The sequence below is a fragment of the Cellulomonas sp. Y8 genome, assembly GCF_008033115.1.
Taxonomy (GTDB): domain Bacteria; phylum Actinomycetota; class Actinomycetes; order Actinomycetales; family Cellulomonadaceae; genus Cellulomonas.
Genome location: NZ_CP041203.1, coordinates 2,073,830 through 2,098,517, shown reverse-complemented (window position 1 = coordinate 2,098,517; position 24,688 = coordinate 2,073,830). Strand labels below are relative to the sequence as shown.

At 76.9% G+C, this 24,688-nt stretch carries 21 protein-coding genes and 1 pseudogene; 10 read left to right on the top strand and 12 right to left on the bottom strand.

Annotation, left to right across the window (positions count from 1 at the left end):
- The first annotated feature begins 74 nt into the window (after nt 1-74).
- The 5 genes from FKM96_RS09530 (at nt 75) to FKM96_RS09510 (ending at nt 5,234) form a co-directional block, all read left to right on the top strand.
- The gene (locus FKM96_RS09530) at nt 75-1,058 is read left to right on the top strand and encodes a carbohydrate ABC transporter permease (protein WP_246855291.1); all 984 of its coding nucleotides are present in this window, start codon (nt 75-77) and stop codon (nt 1,056-1,058) included.
- Between the two features lies 1 nt (nt 1,059).
- Entirely contained in the window at nt 1,060-1,944 is an 885-nt protein-coding gene (locus FKM96_RS09525; protein ID WP_147797031.1) for a carbohydrate ABC transporter permease, read from the top strand.
- Between the two features lie 58 nt (nt 1,945-2,002).
- The gene (locus tag FKM96_RS09520; RefSeq protein WP_147795023.1) at nt 2,003-2,869 is read left to right on the top strand and encodes a ketose-bisphosphate aldolase; all 867 of its coding nucleotides are present in this window, start codon (nt 2,003-2,005) and stop codon (nt 2,867-2,869) included.
- A 587-nt stretch (nt 2,870-3,456) separates the two neighbouring features.
- Entirely contained in the window at nt 3,457-4,203 is a 747-nt protein-coding gene (locus FKM96_RS21515; protein ID WP_371300511.1) for a hypothetical protein, read from the top strand.
- A 5-nt stretch (nt 4,204-4,208) separates the two neighbouring features.
- Entirely contained in the window at nt 4,209-5,234 is a 1,026-nt protein-coding gene (locus FKM96_RS09510) for a class I mannose-6-phosphate isomerase (protein ID WP_147795022.1), read from the top strand.
- Nucleotides 5,235-5,244: 10 nt separating this feature from the next.
- Here FKM96_RS09510 and FKM96_RS20645 read toward each other — a convergent pair whose 3' ends face one another.
- From FKM96_RS20645 to FKM96_RS09480, 6 genes and pseudogenes are all read right to left on the bottom strand, one after another.
- Complete coding sequence (locus FKM96_RS20645; protein ID WP_168216936.1) at nt 5,245-5,964, bottom strand: hypothetical protein; 720 nt, start codon at nt 5,962-5,964, stop codon at nt 5,245-5,247.
- 64 nt (nt 5,965-6,028) lie between these two features.
- Nucleotides 6,029-6,885: pseudogene (locus tag FKM96_RS09500) on the bottom strand (PhzF family phenazine biosynthesis protein).
- A 41-nt stretch (nt 6,886-6,926) separates the two neighbouring features.
- Entirely contained in the window at nt 6,927-7,904 is a 978-nt protein-coding gene (locus tag FKM96_RS09495; RefSeq protein ID WP_147795021.1) for a MerR family transcriptional regulator, read from the bottom strand.
- The gene (locus FKM96_RS09490; RefSeq protein WP_147795020.1) at nt 7,901-9,211 is read right to left on the bottom strand and encodes an MFS transporter; all 1,311 of its coding nucleotides are present in this window, start codon (nt 9,209-9,211) and stop codon (nt 7,901-7,903) included. The genes FKM96_RS09495 and FKM96_RS09490 overlap by 4 nt, the downstream gene beginning before the upstream one ends.
- A gap of 126 nt (nt 9,212-9,337) precedes the next feature.
- Complete coding sequence (locus FKM96_RS09485) at nt 9,338-10,195, bottom strand: hypothetical protein (RefSeq protein ID WP_147795019.1); 858 nt, start codon at nt 10,193-10,195, stop codon at nt 9,338-9,340.
- A gap of 99 nt (nt 10,196-10,294) precedes the next feature.
- The gene (locus FKM96_RS09480; RefSeq protein ID WP_147795018.1) at nt 10,295-11,116 is read right to left on the bottom strand and encodes an alpha/beta fold hydrolase; all 822 of its coding nucleotides are present in this window, start codon (nt 11,114-11,116) and stop codon (nt 10,295-10,297) included.
- Nucleotides 11,117-11,276: 160 nt separating this feature from the next.
- Here FKM96_RS09480 and FKM96_RS09475 point away from each other — a divergent pair, with 160 nt between their 5' ends.
- Both FKM96_RS09475 and FKM96_RS09470 read left to right on the top strand, forming a co-directional pair.
- The gene (locus tag FKM96_RS09475; RefSeq protein ID WP_168216935.1) at nt 11,277-13,697 is read left to right on the top strand and encodes a helix-turn-helix domain-containing protein; all 2,421 of its coding nucleotides are present in this window, start codon (nt 11,277-11,279) and stop codon (nt 13,695-13,697) included.
- 10 nt (nt 13,698-13,707) lie between these two features.
- Nucleotides 13,708-14,700 carry a Gfo/Idh/MocA family protein gene (locus tag FKM96_RS09470; protein ID WP_147795016.1) on the top strand — a complete coding sequence of 331 codons (993 nt, stop codon included), beginning with the start codon at nt 13,708-13,710 and terminating at the stop codon, nt 14,698-14,700.
- A gap of 9 nt (nt 14,701-14,709) precedes the next feature.
- Here FKM96_RS09470 and FKM96_RS09465 read toward each other — a convergent pair whose 3' ends face one another.
- Both FKM96_RS09465 and FKM96_RS09460 read right to left on the bottom strand, forming a co-directional pair.
- A complete protein-coding gene (locus tag FKM96_RS09465) occupies nt 14,710-15,309 on the bottom strand; it encodes a DUF664 domain-containing protein (RefSeq protein WP_147795015.1) in 600 nt (199 codons plus the stop codon).
- A 49-nt stretch (nt 15,310-15,358) separates the two neighbouring features.
- Nucleotides 15,359-16,624 (bottom strand): APC family permease, encoded by a 1,266-nt coding sequence (locus tag FKM96_RS09460; RefSeq protein ID WP_147795014.1) that lies wholly within the window; start codon nt 16,622-16,624, stop codon nt 15,359-15,361.
- A 154-nt stretch (nt 16,625-16,778) separates the two neighbouring features.
- Between FKM96_RS09460 and FKM96_RS09455 the strand changes: the two genes are divergently transcribed.
- A complete protein-coding gene (locus tag FKM96_RS09455) occupies nt 16,779-17,267 on the top strand; it encodes a nucleotidyltransferase domain-containing protein (RefSeq protein WP_147795013.1) in 489 nt (162 codons plus the stop codon).
- Nucleotides 17,268-17,370: 103 nt separating this feature from the next.
- Here FKM96_RS09455 and FKM96_RS09450 read toward each other — a convergent pair whose 3' ends face one another.
- The 4 genes from FKM96_RS09450 to FKM96_RS09435 all read right to left on the bottom strand — a co-directional run bounded on the left by FKM96_RS09450 (nt 17,371) and on the right by FKM96_RS09435 (nt 20,864).
- The gene (locus tag FKM96_RS09450) at nt 17,371-18,666 is read right to left on the bottom strand and encodes an MFS transporter (protein ID WP_210417404.1); all 1,296 of its coding nucleotides are present in this window, start codon (nt 18,664-18,666) and stop codon (nt 17,371-17,373) included.
- 284 nt (nt 18,667-18,950) lie between these two features.
- On the bottom strand, nt 18,951-19,985 hold the full coding sequence (locus FKM96_RS09445; RefSeq protein WP_147795011.1) for a phage tail protein: 1,035 nt from the start codon (nt 19,983-19,985) through the stop codon (nt 18,951-18,953).
- A 9-nt stretch (nt 19,986-19,994) separates the two neighbouring features.
- A complete protein-coding gene (locus FKM96_RS09440; RefSeq protein WP_147795010.1) occupies nt 19,995-20,492 on the bottom strand; it encodes a phage tail protein in 498 nt (165 codons plus the stop codon).
- 15 nt (nt 20,493-20,507) lie between these two features.
- A complete protein-coding gene (locus FKM96_RS09435; RefSeq protein WP_147795009.1) occupies nt 20,508-20,864 on the bottom strand; it encodes a hypothetical protein in 357 nt (118 codons plus the stop codon).
- Nucleotides 20,865-20,978: 114 nt separating this feature from the next.
- Between FKM96_RS09435 and FKM96_RS09430 the strand changes: the two genes are divergently transcribed.
- Together FKM96_RS09430 and FKM96_RS09425 are read left to right on the top strand one after the other, a co-directional pair.
- Nucleotides 20,979-22,625, top strand: coding sequence for a right-handed parallel beta-helix repeat-containing protein (locus FKM96_RS09430; protein WP_147795008.1), 1,647 nt, complete (start codon nt 20,979-20,981; stop codon nt 22,623-22,625).
- Nucleotides 22,626-22,627: 2 nt separating this feature from the next.
- Nucleotides 22,628-24,688 (top strand): hypothetical protein, encoded by a 2,061-nt coding sequence (locus FKM96_RS09425; RefSeq protein WP_147795007.1) that lies wholly within the window; start codon nt 22,628-22,630, stop codon nt 24,686-24,688.

The following is a 24,688-nucleotide window of genomic DNA, read 5'->3' as shown; positions in this document are numbered from 1 at the left end:
CCCCCGAGCGACCGCGCCGGGCGGGGACCCCTGAACCCGCCCGGCGTGGTCCCCCCGGTCAAGGAGGACCGAGAGTGTTCACCTCGCACGTCGAGCGGCCCGTGGTCGCTCCCACCGCCGGCGGCTCGCCGGGGCCGGACCGCGCGGCCCCGGCCGAGCAGCCGCCCGCCCGCTCCGGCTGGGACCGGCTGAAGCGTCGGCTCACGCCCTACGGGTTCCTGACGCCGACCGGCGTCCTGATGGCGATCCTCATGCTCACGCCGATCGTCATGGTGATCTGGTACTCGCTGCTGGACGGCGTGATCACGACCAAGAACTCGGCGTTCGTCGGGTTCGCCAACTACGCCGAGGTGCTCACCGACCCGGTGTTCTTCACCGCGGTCCGCAACACCCTCGTGTTCACCGTCTCCAGCGTGGTGGCGCACTTCGCGATCGGCCTCGGCTTCGCGATGCTGCTCAACACCCCGCTGCTGAGCCACCGCACCAAGGCCTTCTTCCGCGTGATCTACGTCCTGCCGTGGCTGTTCACGGTGGCGATCATCGCGGTGCTCTGGCGGCTGCTGCTCAACCCGAACGGCGTCGTCAACTACCTGCTCGGCTCGCTCGGGATCACAGGCGGCCAGACCGAGTGGCTGGCCGACCCGAGCACCGCGCTCGCCGCGGTGACGTTCATCAACATCTGGTCCGGCTACCCGTTCTTCATGATCAGCCTGCTGGCCGGCCTGCAGGGCATCCCGAAGGACCTGTACGAGGCCGCCCGGGTGGACGGGGCCACGCCGTTCCAGCAGTTCCGGAACGTCACCCTCCCGCAGCTGCGCCCGATCATCATCTCGATGGCGCTGCTGGACTTCATCTGGACCACGCAGCAGTTCGCGCTGATCTGGATGACCACGGGCGGCGGGCCGATCAACGCGACCGAGATGCTCAGCACCTTCACCTACAAGCTCGCGTTCAGCCGCTACGAGTTCTCGGTGGCGTCCGCGTCCGCGGTGGTCGTGCTGCTGCTGTCGATGGTCCTCGCATTCTTCTACGTCCGGCACCAGAAGGCGCGTGACTGACATGGCGACCCTGACCCCGACCCCCGTCCGCACCGGCTCGGGCGAGCTGCGCCGCCCGCCCGCCAAGACCGGCCAGAAGGCGCTGGTGCTCCTCGCGCTGACGCTCGGCGCGCTGTTCGCCGGCCTGCCGGTGCTCTGGATGCTGTCGAGCTCGTTCAAGGCGAACCCGGAGATCTTCGCGTCCCCGCCGCGGCTGATCACCGAGGGGTTCTCGTTCGACGCCTACACGTCGATCCTCACGGACCCGGTCAAGCTCCGGTTCTTCGGGAACTCCTACCTCGTGGCAGGCGCGGTGACGCTGCTGACGCTGCTCGTCGCGGTGCTCGCGGCCTACGCGTTCAGCCGCTACGAGTTCCGCGGCAAGAAGGTCATCAACGTCGTGATCGTCAGCGTCCAGGCAGTTCCGCCCATCACGCTGCTGATCCCGTACTTCGGCCTGGTGGTGGCGCTGCGGCTCTACAACACCTACCCCGGCCTGATCCTCACGTACATGGTGTTCACGCTGCCCTACGCGATCATCATGATGACCGGCTACTTCAACACCTTGCCGCGGGAGCTCGACGAGGCCGTCAAGGTCGACGGCGCCGGGCCGCTCACCGCCCTGTGGCGCATCCTCGTCCCCATCTCGGTGCCCGGCCTGGTCTCCGTCGGGATCTACACCTTCATGATCGCGTGGAACGAGTTCCTGTTCGCGCTGACGCTCACCCGCACCGAGGACATGCGGACCGTCCCGATCGGCATCCAGCTCCTCATGGGCCAGCACTCGTACAACTGGAACGAGATGATGGCGATGAGCATTCTCGGGTGCATTCCCGTCCTCATTCTCTTCCTGTTCTTCCAGCGGTACTTCATCGGTGGGATGACTGCAGGGGCGGTCAAGGTCTGACGACCTCGGCCACGGCACGGCAACGACGCACGACCCGACACGAAAGAGGAGTCACCCCATGTTGATGAACGGCGCGGACCTGCTGGCCGTCGCGAACGAGCACAGCTTCGCGGTGCCGGCGTTCAACATCAGCGACTACGCGATGTTCAACGGCATCGTCGACGTCTCGGAGCAGCGGCGCGCGCCGCTGATCGTGGCGATCCACCCCGACGAGGTCAGCCACATCGGCCACGACGTCCTGCCCGCGCTGATCCAGCGGGCGCACAAGGCGACCGTGCCGGTGACGATCCACTGGGACCACGGCGGCACCTACGAGCAGATGCTCCGGGCGTTCCAGATCGGCTTCACCTCGGTGATGATCGACGGCTCGATGCTCCCGTACGAGGAGAACGTCGCGCTGACCGCCAAGGTCGTCGAGGCCGCGCACGCCGTGGGCGTCTCGGTCGAGGGCGAGCTCGGCACGATCGGCAAGCTCGACGAGCAGGCCGAGGCGGGTGTCGCGGTGTCGGACATCATCTACACCGACCCGGACCAGGCCGTCGACTTCGTGCGGCGCACCGGCGTCGACAGCCTCGCCGTCGCGATCGGCACGGCGCACGGCCTGTACCCGAAGGGCCTCACCCCGGAGCTCAAGCTGGACCTGCTGACCGAGATCAAGTCCCGGCTGCCCATCCCGCTCGTGCTGCACGGCGGGTCGGGCAACCCGGACGACGAGATCGGCCGCGCGGTGAAGCTCGGCGTGAACAAGATCAACATCTCCAGCGACATCAAGGTCGCGTACCACGACCGGATGCGCGAGGTCCTCGCCGACCTCACCCTGCGCGAGCCGAACACGATCCAGCCGCCGGCCATCGAGGCCATGAACGCCGTCGCTGCGCAGAAGATCGAGCTGTTCGACGCCGCGGGCAAGGCCGACCTGTACTGAGGTCGGCGCCACGGACGCCCCGGTCCGGGTCGGTTCACCCCGGCCCGGACCGGGCTGCACCACCACGAGCAGCGCCGCCGGCGGCTGCTGGCACCGCAGCACCGCACAACCGCACGGACCGCGAAGGAGCGGCAGATGGGCACGCGCTACGTCCTCGGGCTCGGGGGGACCGTCGACTACGAGATCGACTGGGACCCCGCGACGCTGACCCGGCTGGCGGCAGAGTGGGGCCTGCGGGCCGACGAGCTCGACGCCGGGGTGCCGATCCTCAGCGAGCGGGACCTGCTGCGGTCGCTGCTCGGGTTCGTCCGGGACGGTGTCGGGGGGGAGCGGTTCGTGGCGTCCTCGGAGATCGTCGAGGCATTCGCCCGTCGGTTCGAGCGCCGCGTGACCCTGGGCGGCACCTGCGTGCGCGCCGCCATCGCGATGGACCGGGTGCGCGACCTGCCGGCCCTGGTGCACCTCGTCAGCATCGACGACGACGTCCGGCGGCTGCTGCCGGCGTCGACGACCTACCTGTGCTCGGCGGACCGGGACACCACCGACCCGCACCTGATCGTGCAGACCCCGCGGCGTCGCCCGTGCGGGTGGCCGGCGAGGACGTGGTCGCCGCACACCCGAACCGGCTCATCTACGTCAACGACCCGCCGAACCGGGAGCTCGTGCTGCACCCGGGGCTGGGCAGCGCGGTGGCGGACGCCGACGTGACGCTGGTGTCGGGGTTCAACGTGATCCAGGACCGCGCGCTGCTGGTCGACCGGCTCGCGACCGTCGCCGCGGCGCTCGACGGCCGCGCGCCGGGGTCGTTCGCCTACTTCGAGGACGCCGGGTACCACGTGCCCGCCCTGCGCGGCGACGTGCGGGACGCCCTCGCCGGCCGGGTCGACGCCTGGGCGATGAACGAGGACGAGCTGCAGGCCTGGATCGGCCGGTCCGTCGACCTGCTGGACGCGGCGGACGTCGCGAAGGCGCTCGTCGACCTGCGGGCCGCGGTGCCCGCGCGCACCCTCGTCGTGCACACCAAGTACTGGGCCCTGGCGGCCGGGCCGGGCGCCGGGGACCTGCGCGCGGCGCTGCGCGGCGGCATCACGATGGCGAGCACCCGGTACCTGCACGGCGACGACTTCACGGTCGACGACTACGCCGCGACGGGCGCGCGCGAGCCGGGGCCGCTGGGCGCCCGGTTCGCGGCGGAGGTCGAGGCGGTCGCGGGCGCGGCGGCCGGCGCGGTGGCGTGCGAGCCCGCGTACGCGCTGGACGTGCCGCGCCCGACGACGATCGGGCTGGGCGACACCTTCGTGGGCGGGTTCCTCGCGGCCCTGGCGGGCCGGTGACCGCGGTGGGCGGTCCGCCCACCGGGCCGGTCGTGCTGCCGGCGAACCAGCCCGCGGACCGGTTCTACGCGGGAGGCGCGCGGATCGCGGAGTTCCGCGGGCCCACCGGCTCGCCGGCCGGGGGCGACCACGTACCCGAGGACTGGGTCGGCTCGGCGACGACGCTGTTCGGCGAGGACGCGGTCGGGCTGACGGTGCTGCCCGGCGGCACGACGCTCACCGACGCGGTCGCGGCCGACCCCGTCGCCTGGCTCGGCCCGGAGCGCGCGGCCGCGCGCGGGGCCGACGTCGGCCTGCTGGTCAAGCTCCTCGACGCGGGCGAGCGGCTGCCGGTGCACGCGCACCCCGACGTGCCGTTCGCCGCGCGGCACCTGGGGCTCGCCCACGGCAAGACGGAGGCGTGGGTGGCGCTGACCGCCGCGCCGGTGCACCTGGGGTTCCGCCGCGACGTCGGCGCGGCGGAGCTGCGCCGGTGGGTGGACGAGCAGGACACCGCGGCGGTGCTCGAGGCGATGCACGTGCTGGACCTGGAGCCGGGAGACGCGGTCCTGGTCCCGGCGGGGCTGCCGCACGCGATCGGCGCCGGGGCGTTCGTCGTCGAGCTCCAGGAGCCGACCGACCTCTCGATCCTCGTCGAGTGGGCGGGCTTCGCGATCGACGGGGCCGCCGCGGGGCATCTCGGGCTCGGGTTCGACGCGGCCCTCGCGGCGGTCGACCGGCGGGGCCGGTCGGCGACCCAGATCGCCGCGCTGCGGGGCGCCCGGGTCGTCGACAGCGGCGACCTGCTGCCCGCCGCCGCGCCGTTCTTCCGGGTCGAGCGGTGGCGCGGCTCGGGCGAGTGGGACGCGGGATTCGCGGTGGCGGTCGTCGTCGGCGGCGCGGGCGCGCTCGTGCAGCCGGGCGGCACGCGCACGGAGGTGCGTCGCGGGTCGACCGTGCTCGTGCCGTGGTCGGCCGGCGCGCTGCGGCTGGAGGCCGCGCCCGGGGCGGCGCTCGAGGTGCTGCGGTGCCGGCCGCCCGCGGTCGGTTAGCGGCGCGGGATCAGCAGCCGGCCTCGTCGTACGCGCAGAGCAGGCCCCACGCCTCCTGGGCCAGCCCGGTCGCGGTCGCGCGCTCCGTCGCGATGGTGCCCTCGCCGCCCTCGAACCCGACGAGCGTGATCGCCGGCCCGCGCCGGGTGAGCGCCAGGTAGCTGCCCACCGCGTCGTCGATCGAGCCCTCCGCGGACGCGCCGTAGTAGTCGGTCGCGAGGCCCAGGCCCTGCGCGCCGACCTCGACCTGCTCGACCACGTAGGTGGTCGCGCTGACGGAGGCGTACCGGGTGCAGGCGGCGAGCGCGGCGGTCAGCCGGTCGGCCTCGGCCACCGCGGCGTCCGCGTCCGGGAGGAGCACCACCTGGTGCACCCCGACCGGCGACTCCGCCTCGCCCGAGCCCTGCGCGACCGTGCGCATCGCGATCGCCTCCGTCGGCGTGCCCGCGTCGCAGGACTCCGGCAGCCGCCAGTCGACGACGCCCGCCGACTCCTCGCGCGGGCCCTCGGGTCCGGTGCCCTGCCAGGACGTCTCCGGCAGCATGACCTCCGGCGGGACGTCGGTGGCGACCGGCGCGGTCGGGTCGCCGGTCGGGGCCGCCCCGGACGACGTCGGCGCCGGCTCGGCCGCCGTGGTGCTCGGGTCCTGCGTGGTCGGGTCCGCCGAGGTGCAGCCCGCGAGGGCGAGGGCGCACGCGGCGACGGTCAGGGTCCGCGTGGTGGTCCGCATGCCGTCCAGCCAAGCAGCGATGCCGCAGGCCCGCGCGCCGGGGCCGGCTCGCGGGGCCGCGCGGTCAGTCGCGGACGGTGCCCTCGATGCACGTCACGGTGTCGCCGCCGACCCACACCGTGCCCTCGGCGTCCCGCTCGACGTGGACCCGGCCCGCGCGGCCGAGCGCGGTGCCCTGCGCCGCGACGTACCGCTCCGGGGCCCGGCCGGTGCGGATGAGCCACTGCCCGATCGAGGCGTTGAGGCTCCCGGTGACCGGGTCCTCGGTGAGCCCCATGCCCGGGGCGAACCCGCGCACCTCGAACGCCGTCTCGCCGCGCCCTCGGGGTGCGGCCCGACCACGCCGACGTCGACGCCCTCGATCGCGGCCCAGTCCGGGCGCAGGCCGAGGACGCGGTCCGCGGAGTCCAGGAGCAGCACGTGCCACCGCGGGCCGTTGTCGAGGAGGCGGTGGTCGACCACGGCGTCCGCGGGCAGGGCCAGGGCGGCGCGCACGCGGTCCAGGGTCGCCGCGTCGACCGGCGCGTCCTCCCGCGGCGCCGGGGCGGCGAACTGCAGACCGCCCGCGCCGCGGCGCAGGACGACCGGCCCGACGCCGCACTCCTGGACGATCGTGCCGCCGCGCGCCGGCCGGCCGCCCGCGGCGAGCCAGGCGTGGCACGACCCCAGCGTCGGGTGCCCCGCGAACGGCAGCTCGCCGCCGGGCGTGAAGATGCGCAGCCGGTAGTCCGCCGCGGCCGGGTCGGTGGGGCGGAGCAGGAACGTCGTCTCCGACAGGTTCGTCCACCGCGCGAACGCGGCCATCTGGGCGTCGGTGAGGCCGTCGGCGTCGTGCACGACCGCGACGGGGTTGCCGCGGTACGGCTCGGCGGTGAAGACGTCGACCTGGGAGAACGGGCGGGAGGCGGGGTCGTCGGGCATGGGGCCACCGTAGGGCGGGGAGCCGGGGACCGGCCGGTTGGTCACGCGCGCAGACGCACCGGCATCACGAGGCCCACGTCGCCCGGCCGGCCGGCTGGGGAGACGCCCAGCGGGGACCCGTCGTCGTCCAGCGCGAGGGTCAGGTGCTCGGCACGGGCCGCCCGCACGGCGTCGAGCAGGAACGTCCGGCAGAACGCGTGCGCGTCCCGGGGGCCCGGCGCGTCGATCCGCACGCGGCCGCCGCCCAGCCGCAGCACGACCAGGTCGTCCGCCTCGGCCGCCGCGGCGACCAGGGACCTCGTCGCGACCCCCGCCGTGGTCGTACCGGTCCGGAGGACCCGCTCGTAGTCGGGGTAGGCGCCGTCGGCGGGGTCGCCGGGCACGCCGAGCAGGTCGAGCGATCGGGCGCCGAGCACGACCTGCCCGGTGGGCGGCGGTGCGGCGGCGGCGAGCCGGTCGAGGTGGTCGAGCGTGGCGACGACCCGCACCTCGGGGCCCGAGGGCTCCCGCACGGGAACCGTCGCGACCGCGAGCCGGAACCGGTCACAGCCGACGACGCGCAGGGTGGCGCCGTCGAGGTGCAGGAGGACACCCGCGAGCGCGGGCCACGCGGGGTCGGCCCCCACGGCGTGCCGGACCGCCGCGACGGCCGCAAGCAGGTCGGCGGTGCCGAGCGTGCCCCGGCCCGGCTCGGCGAGCAGGTCCGCGGCAGCGTCGAGGTGCGCACCCGCGGCCGCGAGGTCGTCCTCCAGGCGGCGCCGGTGCCGGGCCAGCAGGTCGGTGGCGTCGTGCGGGGCGGCGAGGACGGCGACCAGGTCCGCGACCGGCAGCCCGGCCTGACGAAGGCGAGCGAGCAGGCGGGCGGTGTGCTGCTGTGCCGCGGTGTACCACCGGTAGCCGGTCGCCGGGTCGACGTGCGCGGGCCGGAGCACGTCGGCGGCGTCGTAGTACCGCAGGGCGCTCACGGGCAGGCCGCTCGCCCGCGCGAGCGCCCCGATGCTGAGCAGGTCGTCGGTCACGTGCCCGCTGTGGGCCCTCGACCTGCTCGAGGGTCAAGTGCCGGGGCCGCCGTCGCTGCGCGGGGGTCGTCGTACGGCTCCGGCGCCGGCGGGGCCGGGCGGCGTGCCCAGGCGGCGCAGGCGAGCAGGCCGCCGCCGGTCGCCGCGAGGGCCGCCGCCGGCGAGGCGTGCTCGGCCAGGGCCCCGAGCATCGCGTTCGTGATCATGACCGGCACGATCTGCGCGAACCCGACCAGCGCCTGGACGCGGGCGAGGTGCGTGCGGGGCGCGGTCCCGAGCACCAGCGGGGCCAGCCGGGCGACGAACACGCCCTGCCCGACGCCGAGGACCAGCGCGCCGACGCCGGCGACGACGGTGGCCGCGGGCGTCGCGAGCACCGCCGAACCGGCGAGGGCGAGAGCCCCCGCGGCGGAGGCGGCGAGGCCGCGGACGGCGGAGAGCGCCGACCCGGTCGCGCGGCGGCGCGTGAGCAGCAGCGCCGCGGCGATCGCTCCGATCCCGGCGGCCCCCGCGACCGCCCCGGTCGTGCCGGCGCCCCAGCCCGAGGCGCGGCCCTGGAGCGGGATGAGCAGGGACGGCACCGGGAGCATGAGGGCTGCGCCCGCCCCGGTCAGGACCAGCGCGGGGACGAGACCCGGGGTCCGTGCGGCGACGCGGACCCCGTCGGCGAGGTCGAGCCGCGGGCGTCGAGCCGCGCCCGGCCCCGGGACGTCGTCCGCCGTCCCGGTGAGCTCCCGGACCGCGACGAGGACGCCGAGCGACACGGCGAGCGCCGCGGCGTCTCCCCACGCCACGACAGGCAGCGACGCGGCGGCGACGACGACGCCGCCGAGCGGGGCAGCCGCCGTCGCGACGGCCTGGTTGGCGCCCTGGCGGGCGGCGAGCGCGCGGGTGAGGAGGTCGTCCGGGACCAGGCGCCGCGGCATCGAGCCCGAGGCGGGGAGGCAGAAGGCGGTGACGGTGCCGAGCGCCAGCGACGCGGCGAGCAGCAGCCAGGGTGGCGTGCCGTACCGCGCGAGCGCCACCGCGAGCCCGGCGGCCAGGACCACCAGCGTCGCCTCGCCGGCGATCAGGATGCGCCGCGCCCCGAACCGGTCCGCGACCGCCCCGCCGAGCAGGAGCAGCACGAGGCGCGGCAGCCCGCTCAGCGTGAGCACGAGCGCGGCGGTCGTCCCGCCGTGCCCGGCCGCGGCCCAGCCGAGCCCGAAGGCGAGGACGGCGTCGCCGAGGCGACCGACGGTGACGCCGCCGAGCCAGACGAGGAACGAGCGGGGGAGCGCCGGGGTGGGCGCGGGGGTCGCGGGCACGGCTGCACGCTCACGCCTCGACCGGCTCGAGGGTCAAACCCTCGCCCGGCGGACCCTCCGGTCGCGGCGCGCATCGCCGGTCGACGACGTCGAGCGCGCGTCGTCCCTCTGCTCGTCCGCGACTCCTCAGCCCCCGTACGGCGGGAGCCCCGCCGGAGGCTGGCGCGGGACGGCGCCCGGGGGGACGCCCGGAGCCGGGTCGGGGGTCCACGCGAGCGGCGTGCGCGGTGCCCCGTCGGTCGGCCAGGCGGCGGGGGCGTCGGGGGCCGCGGGGCCGCCCGTGCCGCCCGGCGGGTACCAGCCGGCGACCGCCGCGGCGGACCGCGACCGCCGGCGGCGCACGAGCAGCACCACGAGCACCACGGCGCCAGCGAGGAGCAGCAGCCCGGCCCCGCCCGCGACCGCGAGCCCGAGCCACGGGGCGCCGGCCTCCGACGCGACGGCCTGCAGCACGAGGTCCTGCGTGCCGTCGCCGGTCCACGAGACGGTGCGGGGGTCGTCCGGGTCGACCTGGCCGTTGGTCTCCTCGACGTCGCCGGGGAAGGTGAACGCGATCCGGATGTCGGCCCGCACGGACATGCCCAGGTCGGTGCCGCCCGTCGACGCGGGCAGCGTGCCGTCGAGCGTGTAGCGACCGTCGGCGTGCGCGAGCGTCATGCCCTCGCCGTTGAACACCGCGAACGGCACGGCGTCGAACACGTACCGGCGCCCGACGGCGTCCTCGTCCTCGTAGGGCTCCTCGCGGACCTGGCCCCCGCCGTCCTCGCCGAGCAGCCCGCCCGGGCCGTCCGCCCCGGTGCCGAGCAGCTCGTCGACGTCCTGGCCGGTCATCTCGAGCACCGACCGGTCGACCGCGACGACGTACGAGCCGGAGACGGTGTCGTCCTCGCCGACCTCCACCCGCATGTCGAACCGGAAGCAGCCGGACAGGGTCGCGACCGCGAGCAGGGCGACGGCGAGCGCGCGGATCGGGCGGGTCGTCATGCCTCACCCATCGGCGGGCCGTGAAGGGCCCTTGACGGGCGTCGCCCGATCGGCGCACAGCGGTTGCGCGGACCGGGCGACGGCCGCGGGGCCGGCGGTTCAGTCGGCGATGAACGCCAGGATGTCCTTGATCAGGGCCTCCTGGTACGCGCCGGAGATGCCGTGCGGGGCGCCCGGGTAGACCTTCAGCGTGCCGAGCTTGACCAGGTCGATCGACTTGTACGCCGCCGCCGCGATCGGGACGATCTGGTCGTCGTCGCCGTGCGCGATGAGGATCGGGACGTCCAGGGCCTTGAGGTCCTCGGTGAAGTCGGTCTCCGAGAACACCGCGACGCAGTCGTAGGCGGCCTGCAGCTCGGCGAGCATGCTCTGCCGCCAGAAGTCGTCGCGCAGGCCCTGGCTGATCGTCGAGCCCTCGCGGTTGGCGCCGTAGAACGCCTCGGAGAGGTCCTGGTAGAACTGCGAGCGGTCGCGCAGGACGCCCTCGCGGATGCCGTCGAACGCCTCGATCGGGGTGCCCTCGGGGTTGGTCTCGGACTCCAGCATGACCGGCGGGACGGCGCCCGCGGTGACGACCTTGGTCACCCGGCCCTTGCCGTGCTGCGCGGCGTACCGGACGACCTCGCCGCCGCCGGTGGAGTGCCCGACGACGGTGAGGTCCGTCAGGTCGAGCTGCTCGACGAGCGACGCGAGGTCGCGGGCGTACGTGTCCATGTCGTTGCCGCCGCTGGTGCGGGACGAGCGGCCGTGGCCGCGGCGGTCGTGCGCGATCGCGCGGTAGCCGGCGTCGGCGAGGACCTTGAGCTCGTAGGCCCAGGCCTCGGAGCTCAGCGGCCAGCCGTGGCTCAGCAGGACGGGCTTCCCCTGGCCGTAGTCCTGGTAGAAGATCTCGGCGCCGTCGGGCGTGCTGACGTAGGGCATGGTTCCTCCTCGGTCGGGGTCCGGACCGACCTGCCGCGGGGCACTTGCCCGGGGCGTCCGTCCCCGGTCACGATTGGACCGCGCAGCGCCGCGCGCGGACCAGGAAGAAGTCCGGCAGAACTCGGGGGAGCTCGCCGGCCGGCGGCAGAGGCGGGCGAGGGTGGACCACGACCTGGGAGCGCTCCTGCGCCGGCACCGGCAGGACGCGGACCTGACGATCGAGGACCTGGCCGCCGCCTCGGGGGTGAGCGACCGGGGCATCGGCGACATCGAGCGCGGCGTCAGCCGGGGTCCGCAGCACCGGACGGTCGAGGCGCTCGCGGACGCCCTGCGCCTGCGACCGGACGACCGCTCGGCGCTGCTCCGCCTGGCCCGGGAGGGCCGCCGGCGCCCCGCGGCCGCCGTCCCGCACGCCCTGCCGCTCCCGCGCCGGGTGGCCGACTTCACCGGTCGCGCCCAGGAGCGGGCCGCTCTGGGCCGGGTGCTGCGGGGCGGCGGCCCGGACGCCCCGGCCCCGGTCGCCGTCGTGACCGGACCGCCGGGCTTCGGCAAGACGACGCTCGCGGCGCAGGTGGCGCGCGACCTGCGGGACGACTTCCCCGAGCGCCTCTTCCTGGACCTGCGCGGCGTCGACCACGAGCCCGTGACGCCGGACGCCGCGGTGCGGCGGGTCGCGGAGGCGCTCGCGTCGGGGACCGTCCCGCCCGACCCCGACGAGGCGAGCGCGCACGTCCGCGGGCTGCTCACCGACCGGCGCGTGCTGCTGGTCCTCGACAACGCGGCGTCCGAGGAGCAGGTCCGGCCGCTCGTGCCGGCCGACGGGCCGTCCGCCGTCCTGGTCACCAGCCGGCGCGCGCTCGCGGGCCTCGACGGCGTGCAGCACCGCGCGGTGCTCGGCCGGCTCGCGCCCGGCGACTCGATCGGCCTGCTGGACGCGATCCTGCCCGGGCGGGGGTCCGCCGAGGACCTCGCGCGGCTCGCCCGGCTCTGCGACGACGTCCCGCTGGCGCTGCGGATCGCCGGCAACCGGCTCGCGGCCCGGGCCGGCTGGACGATCGACGGGCTGGTGCGCCGGATGGCCGCCGACGAGCGACGCCTCGACGCCCTCACCGCGGGCGACCTGCGGGTGCGGGCGGCGTTCACCTCCTCCTACGAGCAGCTCGGCCCGGGGGCGCAGCGGCTGTTCCGGCGGCTGGCCCTCGTGGACGCGCCCACCACCGGCGCCGGGCTCGCGGCCGCGCTCGTCGGCGAGTCCGTCTGGCGGACCGAGGACCTGCTCGACGAGCTGGTGGACCTCAGCCTGGTGCAGCACCTGCCCGGCGACCGCTACGGGCTGCACGACCTGCTGCGGCTCTACGCCCGCTCCGAGCTGGAGCACCAGGAGGACGCGGCCGCGCACGACGCGGTGCGCGCCGCGGCCGACGACTGGCTGCTCCGGACGACCGTGCGTGCGGGGTACCGGTTCGAGCCGGACCACGCCCACGAGGGGTCTGCCCCGCCGGGGGAGCGGGACGTCGACCTCCCCGACCAGGAGGCGGCGCAGGCCTGGCTGCGCGCCGAGTCGGCGAGCTGGCTGCCCGCGCTCCGCCGCGCGGCGGCCGCCGGCGCGCACGCGCGGGTCGCGGAGGTGGCGGACGCGCTGCACTGGTTCTCCGACCTGTGGGCGACGTGGGACCGCTGGGCCGAGGTGTTCGACCTGTCGGCCGACGCGGCGACCGCGCTGGGCGACGACCGGCTGGTCGCGGTGCACGAGGGCTACCGCGCGTGGGCGCAGTCGATCTGCCGCGGCGACCTGGTGCGGGCGCGCGCGGCCGCGGACCGCGCGCTGGCCGCGGCCCGGCGGTGCGGGGACACCACCCAGGAGGGCTGGGCGCTCAGCTACCGGTCGTGGATCGCGTCCCAGTCGGGCGACCTCGCGCACGCCGAGCGCGACGCCGGCGCTGCGGTGGACTGCATGCTGGCGGCGGGCGACCACGAGGGCGCGCCGCAGGCGATGCTGTCGCTCGCGAAGGCCCGGCAGCGGCTGGGTCGTCTCGACGAGGCCGCGGCGACCGTGCGCGCGACGATCACCCGCGTCGCCGACCCGCGCACCCGCCCCCGGGCGCAGGTCGCGCCGTTCACGGAGGCCAACGCGCACGTCTACCTCGCCTCGATCCTCGTCGAGGCCGAGCGGTGGGAGGAGGCGCGCGCGGTGGCGTCCGAGGCGCTGCGCCTCGCGGCGCCGCTCGGGGTGCCGCGGATCGTGGCGACGGCGCACCTGGCGCGCGGCCGCGCGCACGCGGCGCTCGGCAACACCGACGCCGCGGTGCTGGACATCGAGATCGCGGTGGCCGCGCGCCGCGAGCTCGGGATCGACGCGCCGCTCGCGGCCGCGGTGGCGGCGCTGGCGGAGGTGCGCGCCGCCGCCGTGGGGGCGCCCGCGACCGGGCCGGGCGCGCCGGACCGCGCGCCGGACCCCGCGCCGGACCGCGCGCCGGACCGCGCGCCGGACCGCGCGCCGGACCGCGCGCCGGACCCCGCGCCGGACCGCGCGCCGGACCTCGCGCCGGACCGCGCGCCGCAGCCGACCGCCGCGGGCTAGGGTGCGGGACATGTCGACGGTGCGTCTCGGGGTCCTCGGTGCTGCTCGCATCCTGCACGACGCGGTGGCCGTGCCCGCCGCGTCCGTCCCGGAGGTCGAGGTGACGGCCATCGCCGCCCGCGACCGGTCCCGGGCGCAGGAGACGGCCGACGCGGAGGGCATCCCGCGGGTGCTCGACGACTACGACGCGCTGCTCGCGGACCCGGACGTCGACGCGGTCTACGTGCCGACCCCGGCGGCGCTGCACGGCGTGTGGGTGCTGCGCGCGATCGCCGCGGGCAAGCACGTGCTGTGCGAGAAGCCGTTCACGGCGAACGCGGCCGAGGCCGAGGACGTCGAGGCCGCCGCCGCGGGGAGCGGGCTGGTCGTGATGGAGGCGTTCCACTCGCAGCACCACCCGTCGTGGGCGCGGCTGCGCGAGCTGCTCGCGGAGGGCGTGATCGGCGACGTGACGTCCGCGGAGGCCGACTTCTGCGTCGAGATCGCCGACCGCGGGGACATCCGGTGGCAGGAGTCGATGGGCGGCGGGGCACTGATGGACCTGGGCGTCTACCCGCTGCGGTTCCTCTCGCACGTCCTGGGTGCGCCGACGGTGCGGTCGGCCGAGGCCGTGGCGGTCGATGGGGTGGACGCGTCGATCGTGGTGCACCTGGACCTGCCGGGCGGGGTCGAGGGGACCGTGCGGGCCAGCATGGTCGCGTCGGAGGACCAGAGCGTGCGGGCCAGGATCGTCGGGACGACCGGGACGATCACCGTGCACAGCCCGTACGGGCCGCAGAACGGCGGCCGCATCGTGGTCGAGCACGCCGACGGGCGGGTCGTCGAGGAGCCCGTCGACCCCACAGCGTCGTACGTGTGGATGCTGCGCTCGTTCGCCGACGCCGTGCTGCGCGGCGGGGACCCGGTGTCGGGGACCGCGCAGGCCGTCGCGGCGATGCGGCTGGTGGACGACGCGTACCGCGCGGCGGGCATGGCGCCGCGGGAGCCGGCGCCGCTGGGCTGACCGCCCGGATCAGGTTGGGCGCTCCGGCAGCGGGTACAGCGCCGGCGCCGCCGGCGGGTCCTCCCCGACGAGGCCGTCGACCGCCTCGCGGTACAGGTCCGCGTGCCCGACGTGCCGCGCGTACTCCTCGACGAGGTCGACCAGCACCCGGCGCACGTTCGGCTGCGCGTCGGGGTCGTCGGACCAGGCGATCGGCCGGTCCAGCCCGCCGTCGGCGACCGCGTCCGCGAGCGACTCCCGGGCCCGCAGCACCGAGTCCCGCCACAGGCCGTAGAGCTGCTCGGGCTCGTCGTCGGCGGCCGAGGTCCACGGCCAGTCGGGGGTGGCGTCCCAGTCGACGCCCTCCCACGGGTCGCCCGGCCGGCGGCCGTTCACCCGCGTGCACAGGTGGAACACCTCGACGAACGCGAGGTGCTTCACCAGCCCCCCGAGCGTGATCGCGGACGGGCCGAGCGTGGCGGACAGCGCCGCGCGGTCCAGGCCGCCGACCTTCCAGGCGAACGTCGCCCGCTGCCGCTCGAGCGAGCCGACCAGCGAGGCGACCTCGTCCCCGGCGACGGGCGGTCCCCACCAGCCGTCCCGGTCGTCCCGCGCGACGTCGTCGGACATGGTGCCTCCCTCGTCGGAGCCGCCGGCGGGCCCGCCGGTGCGGGGGACGCTACGCCGGGCCACCCACACGCCGGGCGCGGGCCTGCACGACGGCGCGCCACGCGACCCCCGCCGCGACGACGGCGGCCCCGCCGGCGACCGACGCGGGCGGCAGCGTCGCGGCGAGCACGACGCACCCGACGGCGCCGAGCACCTGGAGCGCGCGCGGGAACCGCCGGTGCGCGCGGTCCTGGGTCAGCGCGGCCGCGTTCGCGACCAGGTAGTAGAGCAGGACGCCGAACGAGGAGAACCCGACGGCCCCGCGCAGGTCGACGGTGAGCACCAGGACGACGACCACCACGGCGAGCGCGACCTCCGCGCGGTGCGGCACCCGGTACCGGGGGTGCACGGCGGCGAGCGGCCGTGGCAGGTCGCCCTCGCGGGCCATCGCCAGCGTGGTGCGGCTGACCCCGGCGACCAGGGCGAGCAGCGCGCCGAGCGAGGCGGCGACCGCGCCGACGCGGACCACCGCGCCGACCCAGGGCCGGCCCGTCGCGGCGGCGGCGTCGGCCAGCGGCGCGGCGCTCGCGGCCAGGTCGTCCGGGCCGAGCACCGTCAGCAGCGTCACCGCGACCGCGGCGTACACGAGGACCGCGAGACCGAGGGCCAGCTGGATCGCGCGCGGGATCGTCCGGGCGGGGTCCCGCACCTCCTCGCCCATGGTGGCGATCCGCGCGTACCCGGCGAACGCGAAGAACAGCAGCCCCGCCGACCCGAGCACCCCGGACCAGGTCGCGTCGGCGCCGACCGCGACCCGGGCCCACGACGCGTCGCCGCCGGCCAGCCCGGCGAGGACGAGGGTGGCGAGGGCGCCGAGCGCGACCACCACCACGACGCGGGTCAGCAGCGCCGTCCGGGTGATGCCGCGGAGGTTGACGGCGGTGAGGGCCACGACGGCACCGGCCGCGACCGGACGTTGCCAGCCCGGGGGCACGGCGTACGCCGCGAACGTCAGCGCCATCGCCGCGCAGCTCGCGGTCTTGCCGATCACGAAGCACCAGCCCGCGAGGAAGCCCCACCAGGCGCCGAGGCGCTCGCGCCCGTAGACGTACGTGCCGCCGGACGCCGGGTACTGCGCCGCGAGCTGGGCGGAGGACGTCGCGTTCGCGTAGGCCACCACGGCGGCGAGTGCGAGCCCGACCAGCAGCGCGGAGCCGGCGGCCTGCGCCGCGGGCGCGAAGGCGGCGAACACCCCGGCGCCGACCATCGAGCCGAGTCCGATGACGACGGCGTCGCCCAGGCCGAGGCGCCGGACCAGGCCGGTGCTGCCGCTCATGCCGTGCTCCTCCCGGGTGCCGTCGTCGCGGCGCGTGCCCGGCCGTCGCGGGCCAGTGTGGCCGACGGAGGTGTCCGGGCGGTGTACGCCGTGCCCCCGGCGTCCGCGCGCTGGCACAGTGGGGCCGCACGGCGGCCGAGGGGAGGTGGCGCCGGTGGACGCCGACGAGGTGCACCGCGTGCTCGACGCGCTCGCGGCCGCGGGCTGCCGCGCGTGGGTCGCGGGCGGCTGGGGCGTCGACGCCCTCGCCGGGCGGCAGACCCGCCCGCACCGGGACCTGGACCTGGCCGTCGACGCGACCGGCGAGGGCGCCGCGCTCGCGGCGCTGGCCCGGCTCGGCTACGCCGTCGAGACGGACTGGCGCCCGGTGCGGGTCGAGCTCGCCGCCCCGGGCTCCCGCTGGGTCGACCTGCACCCGGCGGCGTTCGACGGCACGGGGCGCGGGACCCAGGCGGGCCTCGACGGGACGACGTTCGACTACCCGCCCGGGTGCCTGGTGACGGGGACGATCGGTGCGCGCGCGGTCGGCTGCCTGTCGGTGGCCCAGCAGGTCGCGTTTCACAGGGGCTACCCGCCGCGGGACGTGGACCGGGCGGACCTGTCGGTGCTGGGACGGCTGCCCGGGGGTGGCGCCGCGCTCTGAGCGCGGGCGGGCGCGAGACGCGCGGAGCCCCGGGTCGGACGTGCGTCCGGCCCGGGGCCTCCGTGGCGGGGTGGGGGCGGCGCGCGGCCGCCGCGGTGTCAGGTCAGCGGACCGACTTGATCCGCGTGATGAAGAAGGCGCCGAGGAGCGCGGCGACGATCGACACCGGGAACACCAGCCCGTAGCCGCCGGTCGCCACGACGAGGGCCGAGGTGATGAGCGGGCCGACGGTCTGGCCGGCGGTGGTCGACAGGTTGAGGATGCCGAGGTCCTTGCCGGCCTCCTCCTCGTTCGGCAGCACGTCGACGTTCAGCGCCTGGTCCACCGACGTGTAGACGCCGTAGCCGAGGCCGGCGATGCCGGCGAACAGGAACATGCCGGCGGGGGTCGGCCAGACCCACGGCATCGCGATACCGACGGCGAACAGCACGCTCGACAGCACCACGGGGAGCTTGCGGCGGCCGATCAGGTCCGAGATCGGGCCGGCGGCCACGGAGCCGACCAGCGACACGACCAGGGTGATGACGGCCATCGTGGCGATGGTGGCCGCGGACTCGGCGGTGGTCTGCCCGACGTGGTCCTGCACGATGTAGAGCTGGTACGCCATGATCATCTGGTACGAGACCAGCATGAACAGGCGGCCCGCGAACGCCAGGTAGAAGTCGGGCGCCTTGCGCGGCGGCCGGAACGACTTGAGCAGCTCGCCGAAGCCGGCGGCGGCCGGAGGCAGGTCGACGGCCGACTTCTCGCGCGGCCAGACGACCAGCGCGATGACCGCCGAGACGGCCATGAGCGCACCGCCGAGGACGAAGCCCGGCAGCGAGTTGGTGATGAACGCGGCGCCGACCAGCGATCCGATCGGGGCGCCGCCGGCCAGGCCGCCGCCGTAGAACGCGGACATGGTGCCGCGGACCTTCCCCGGCACGCGGTCCGCGAGGACGGCGACCGCGGGCGCCAGCATCATGTTCAGGCCGACCATGCTGATGCAGTAGGACAGCGTGATCAGGCCGGGGCTGGTCAGGACGCCGATCGCGAACAGCGAGACGCCGCCGAGGATGCCGCCCCCGAGGATCCACGGGGTGCGGCGGCCGAACCGGCCGCGGGTCCGGTCGGAGAGGTTGCCGAACACGAGGTTCGACACCAGCGACACGATCGCGGTGATCGCGCTGATGGAGCCCAGGAGGGTCTCGGGGGAGTCGACGCCGATGTCGCGCAGGCGCTGCGGGAGCAGCACGGCGGCGACGATCTGCAGGCCGACGATCCAGAGCAGGCCGTACGCGAAGAACCCGGCACCGAAGCGCAGGGTGCGGGCCCGCGTGAACGGGGCTCCCGTGTCGGGGGCGATGTCGTCCCGCGTCGAGGGGGTGCCCTCGGCGGCGACGGTGGCCTGGGCGTCCATGCGTACCTTCTTCGGCGTCATGGGAGTCGGACGGCTCCACGTTGAGACGTCGTGGCGCCGACGCTGCCGGCGCCACCACTACCTACCGCTTGGTAGGTACGGCAGAAATTACGACCGAGCGGTCGGGATGTCAACTCCGCCGGGGTGGCCTGCGGCGACGGCCGGCGCACCGGTGCCTCGGGGCCGCGGGCACGCGCGATCACGCGGCGCGCGAGGGTGCGGGGCCGCGGGGTGGGGGGAGACGTCGGGCCCGGGCCCGTGGCGTCCGTGACGGCCCGCGTCGCTCAGGGACGGGCCGGGAACACGCCGCTCAGCGCGATCATCGCCGTGACGCCGAGGTAGGGCGAGCGGTTCGTGTGCGGCTGCGAGCCGCCGGCCGGGCCGGTCGTGCCGATCCCCACGGTCGGTCCGGCCGCCGTGTACTGATCGCGCCGCGCGCGCCCCTGCTGGGCGACCGCCCAGGAGGCCCCGGACGGGTTCCCCGTGGTGCCGCGTGCGCCGGTCCCGCGGACGGCGTGGGTGTGCGGCGGCAGCTGCTCGGGGGTCAGCGCGACCGCCGAGGCCCCGCCCGGCTCGCCGATCGCGGTGTCCCGCCGGCCGGGGTTGCCCCGGCCGACGTGGACGGGGGTGCGGTCGCGGAGGTCCGGCAGGGCGAACGTGGTGCGCCCGTCGCCCCCGAACGCGGTGCCGAGCAGGGCGAACAGCGTGGTGTTCTGCGTGAGGGGCAGGAGCTGCCCGGCGCACGGCGCCCAGCCGCTCGGGACGAAGTTCCCTGCGAACAGCCGCACCTCGCCCACGAGGGCGGGGGCCGCGGGCCCGCCGTCGTCGCCCCGGCTCGGGAAGATCCCCTGGACGGCGATGCCGTAGATCAGCGCGAGGTACGGGGGTCGGTTCTCGTGCGCCTGGGACGCCCCGGAGGCCTGCACGGTCCCGGGCGCCATGACGACCTGGGCGGCCGAGCCGTACTGCGGCTCTGCCGTCGCCGCCCAGCGCGCGCCGGCCGGCTCCGCCGCGTCGGCGGGCGCCGCCGACCCGAGGACCGGGTGCGCGTGCTGCGGGATCTGCGCCGCGGTCAGGACGGTGCTCGCGGTGCCGCCGGCCTGGCCCACGGCGACCTCCGCGCCGGCGCCCACCGCCGAGCGGTCCCGCAGGTCCGGCAGCTGGAAGGTCGACACGCCGTTGCCGCCGTACTGCGTGCCGAGGACCGCGAACAGCGCCGTGTTCTGGTTGACCGCCACCGTCTGGCCCTCGCAGGGCAGCCAGCCGCGCGGCACGAAGTCGGTCGCGAACAGGCGGATCTCGCCGAGGTAGGGGTCCATGTCCAGCCGTCAGTCTCGGGTCGGGTAGATGCCGACGGTCGCGATGATGTGGATCATCCCGAGGAACGGCGGCAGGTTCTCGTGGGGCAGGCCGGACCCCACGGGCGCCAGCGCGTCACCGGCCATGGTCTGGGCGCCCGCGCCGGGGTCGCCGGGCAGGTAGGCCGGGGTGGCCACGGCGGCCCACACGCCGGGTGCGGTGCCGGTGGCCGCGGCGGCGGAGGCGTACGCGGCGTGCGTGTGCGCCGGGAGCTGCGGCACGGTGAGCGCGACCGTCTCCGCGCCGCCGGTCTCGCCGAGGTTCGCGCCGCGGCGGCCCACGGCCCACCGCCCGCGCAGGTCGGGGAGCGCGAACGTCGAGGTCCCGTCACCGCCGTACCGGGTGCCCAGCAGCGTGTACAGGGCCTCGTTCTCGCTGATCTGGAGGACCTGGCCGTCGCAGGCGGCCCAGCCCTCGGGCGCGAAGGTGCCCGCGAACAGCCGGATGTCGCCGAGGTACGGGTCCACGTCGTCCTCCTCGCCTCAGGCCGTCCGGCCGACGACGGCCTCGAGCGTGCTGCGCTCGGGCCCGACCGGCTCGACGTGCAGGACCAGGTCGCCGTCCGTGTGCGCGAACGACCGCGTGGCACCCGGCAGGTCGCCGGCCCCGGTGAACCGCAGCGCGAAGGCCGTCTCGGTGGCGGGGGCGCCACCCCGCCCGGTCACGGCCGCGAGCGTCACGGTGCGGCCGTCGACCTCGAACCGGTCGCCCACGAGGGGTCGGAGCGCCGCGAGGGTCAGCGGGATGGTCGGGCGGCGCGCCGCGAGCACCGAGCCACCCACGGCGGCGACGCCGGCGGCCGCGGTGGCGGCCACTAGCACGGTGCGGCGGGTGGGCACGGGGACTCCTGGACCTTGCGGGGGCGGCGAGCGGGGACGACGAGCGGGGTGAGCCTACGAGGATTCACCCGGACGACGGGTCCGCCGCTCGGGTGAAACACCTAGTCTTCCGGCGTGCACCCCCCGCGACCCGCCCTCCGGCGCGCCCTGGCGACCCTCGTGCTCGCCGCCGTCGCCGCCGGCGCCGGCACCGTCGCACCCGGCGTCCCGGCGCTCGGCGCGCCCGCGGCCCTCGCCGCCGAGCCGGTGGCGATCGCGGTGACGTCGGCCGCCGACGCCGCGCTCACCGCGGGGTGCGACGACGGCTCCGCGGGCACCACGCTGCGCGAGGCGCTCTGCCGCGCCGCCGGCGAGACGGACGCGGTCGTGACGGTCCCGGCGGGCACGGACGTCGTCCTCGCCGCGGGACCGCTGACCTTCGCGCCCGCCGCGCCGGCGACGCTCGTGGTCTCGTCCTCCGGCACCTGGACCGTCACGGCCTCGGGCCGGCGGATCCTCGACCTCGACCCCGGCCTCGTCGGCGGGGTGGACGTCACCGTGGAGAAGGTCGAGCTGCGCGGGGGCGTCCCGAGCCCGGCCGACGCGGCGGTGGTCGGGGGCGGTGGCGCGGTCCTCGCCGGCACCGGCGACCCCGACCGGCCCGACGCGCTCACCCTGCGCGACTGCGTCGTCACCGGCAGCGCGAACGCCGCCGGAGCGGGCGACGCCACGGCTCCCGGCGGTGCGGTGCAGATGTCCGGCGGCGCGCTGACGATCGACGGCTGCACGTTCCGCGGGAACACGGCCGACGGGGCGCCCGGCGGTGCGGTCGCGGTGCTCGGCGTCGACGACGCCGACACGGTCGTCGTCACCGGGTCGACGTTCGACGGCAACACGGTGACCGGCGGGAGCGGGTCCGGCGTGCTCGGCGGCGGCGCCCTGTACGTCGACGGCGCCGCGCTGACCGTGCAGGGCTCGACCTTCACCGGCAACACCGTGACCTCCGCGTCGGTCGCGGCGGCGCGCGGCGCGGCGGTGCTGGCGACGGGCAGCACCGCGGTCACGGGGTCCCGGGTCGAGGGCAACGTCGTCACCGGGTCCGGCGGGGCCGCCGACGGCGGCGCGCTCTGGCTCGCGGCGGGCTCGGTCGCGTCCTCGGTCCTGGTGGCCAACACCGACGGCGTCACCGGCGCCGCGCGCCCCGCGTCCGTGGTGGGCCCGGTGCCGGCCACGGAGAGCTGGTGGGGCTGCGCCGCCGGCGCGACCGACGCGACGTGCGGCGCGCTGGGCGTCACCACCACGGCCCCGCGGGCCGTGCTCGCGCTGGACGCGGCCCCGGACCGGCCGGTCACCGGCGACGCCGTCACCGCGACCGCCCGGGTGGCGCTCGCCGACGGCGCGCCGGCGCCCGCCGCGCTGCTGGGCGCGCTCGCGGACCGGGCCGTGGCCTGGGCGTTCCACCCGGTCGACGACGCGGCCGGGGTCCAGGCCGACCCGGCGCTCGCCGCGGACGGCACGGCCGGCGGCGCGGTTCACCCGGGGTGCCGGGGCCACGCTCGCGGTCCGGGCCACCGTCGACCAGAGCACCGCCACGGCGACCCTCGAGCAGCCCGTGCCGCCCACGGTCTCCGCGCCGGCGGGCGCCACCGTGCTCGAGGGCACCCGGGCCACCTTCGCCACGACCGTCGCCGGGTCGCCGGCGCCAACCGTCCGGTGGCAGCGCGCCGCCCCCCGGCTCCTCGTCCTGGGTCGACGTGCCCGGCGGGACCGGGACCGTGCTGACGGTGGACGCCACCCGCGCGGACGACGGCGCCCGGTACCGGGTGGTCGCGGGCAACGCGGCAGGGACGGCGACCAGCGCCCCGGCGACCCTCGCCGTCACCTGGGGACCCGAGGTCACCGACCCGCCGGCCGACGCCGCCGGGCTGCCCGGGACCACGGCGCGGTTCGCGGTCGGCGCGGCCGGGTCGCCCGCGCCCGCGATCCGCTGGCAGACGGCGCCCGCCGGCCAGGACGTCTGGACCGACGTGGCGGGCGCGACCGGCCCGACCTACGACCGCGTGCTGGGCTCCGGCGACGCGGGGCTGCGGGTCCGAGCGGTGCTGACCGGCGCGACCGGCGAGGTGGCGAGCGCCGCCGCCACGATCACCCTGCACGCGGCTCCGGTCGTCACGGCCGACCCGCAGGACCAGGCGGTGCCCGAGGGTGCCGACGCGACCTTCACCGTCGCGGTCTCGGGGACCCCGGCGCCTGCGCTGCGCTGGGACGTCCTCACCCCGGGCGGGTCCGGGTGGGTGGCCGTCCCCGGCGCCGGCTCCCCGACGCTCGTCGTCCCGGCGGAGCGCGCCGCCCAGGGGACCCGCTACCGCGCCGTGGCCACCAGCGCCGCCGGCTCGGTCGTGTCCGCCGCCGCCACGCTGACCGTCCTGTGGGGTCCCGAGGTCACCGACCCCGCCGACGCCACGGTGGTCGCGGGCGACCTGGCCCGGTTCGAGGTCGAGGCGGCCGGCGAGCCCGCGCCGGCCGTGCGCTGGCAGACCGACGACGGCGGCGGCTGGACCGACGTCCCCGGCGCGACGGGCCCCGTCTACGAGCGCACGGCCGACCCGCGGGACCAGGGCCTGCTCGTCCGGGCCGTGGCCACGGGCGCGACGGGCGAGGTGCCGAGCGCGGCGGCCACGCTGACGGTGCACACCCCGCCGACCTTCACGGCGCAGCCGACCGACGCGACCGCGGACGCGGGCGGCACCGCCACCTTCACGGTCGCCGCGTCCGGCTCGCCGACGCCCGCCCTCCGGTGGCAGGTCCGCGCCCCGGGCGGCGCGTGGACCGACGTCGCGGGCGGCACGTCCGGGACCCTGACCGTGCCGGCCACCGCGGACGCCGACGGGTCGTCGTACCGGGCGCTCGCGACCAACGCCGCGGCGGCCGACGTCGCCAGCGGGGTCGCGGTGCTGCGTGTCCTCACCCCGCCCGAGGTGGGCGATCCCGCCGACGTCACGGTGCCGGACGGGGGCACCGCGCGGTTCGAGGTCGCCGCGAGCGGCTCCCCGGCGCCCACGGTCACGTGGGAGCGGTCGGCGGACGGCGCCGCGTGGCTCCCGGTCCCGGGCGCGACCGGCCCCGTGCTGGAGCTCCCGGTCACGGCGGCGGACGACGGCACCCTCGTCCGGGCGGTCGCCGCGTCGACGCTGGTCGCCGGGCCCGCGACCGCCACCAGCGCCCCGGCCCTCCTCACCGTCGTGACGGCCCCGGAGGTGGTGTCCGAGCCCGGCGGCGTGGGCGCCGACGGCGTCCTCCCGGTCGTCGCCGGCCGGCCGGTCACGCTGTCCTGGGTGGTCGACGCGGACGCGGGGACCGCCACCTGGCAGTCGTCGCGCGACGGCGGGCGGACCTGGGGCGACCTCCCCGACGGGGCGCAGGTGTCCCAGGCGGGCGCCGCCGCTCCGCGCGCCCTCGCGCTCCGGGTCGCGGCCGCCCCGACCTCCGGCACGGTGCGGCACACCGTCACGTACACGCCGGCCGCCGCCGACGACGGGCTGATGATCCGGCTGGTGGTCGCGAACGCGGCGGCCACGGTGGCGACCGACGCGGTGACGCTGCGGGTGGCGGCGCCGGGCGGCGGGACGACGCCCGGTGCGACGACGCCCGGTGCGACGACGCCGGGGGGCCCGGCGCCCGGCGCGGACCCGGCCGGGTCGGGCGCCGCGGCCCCGACGGCCGGCGGCGCTCGTGCGGCGCTCGGCGTGACGGGCGGGGACGCCGTGGCGCTCGCGTCCGCGGCGGCGCTCCTGCTCGCGGCCGGCGGGGCCCTCCTGCTCGCGGCCCGGCGCCGCCGCGGCTGA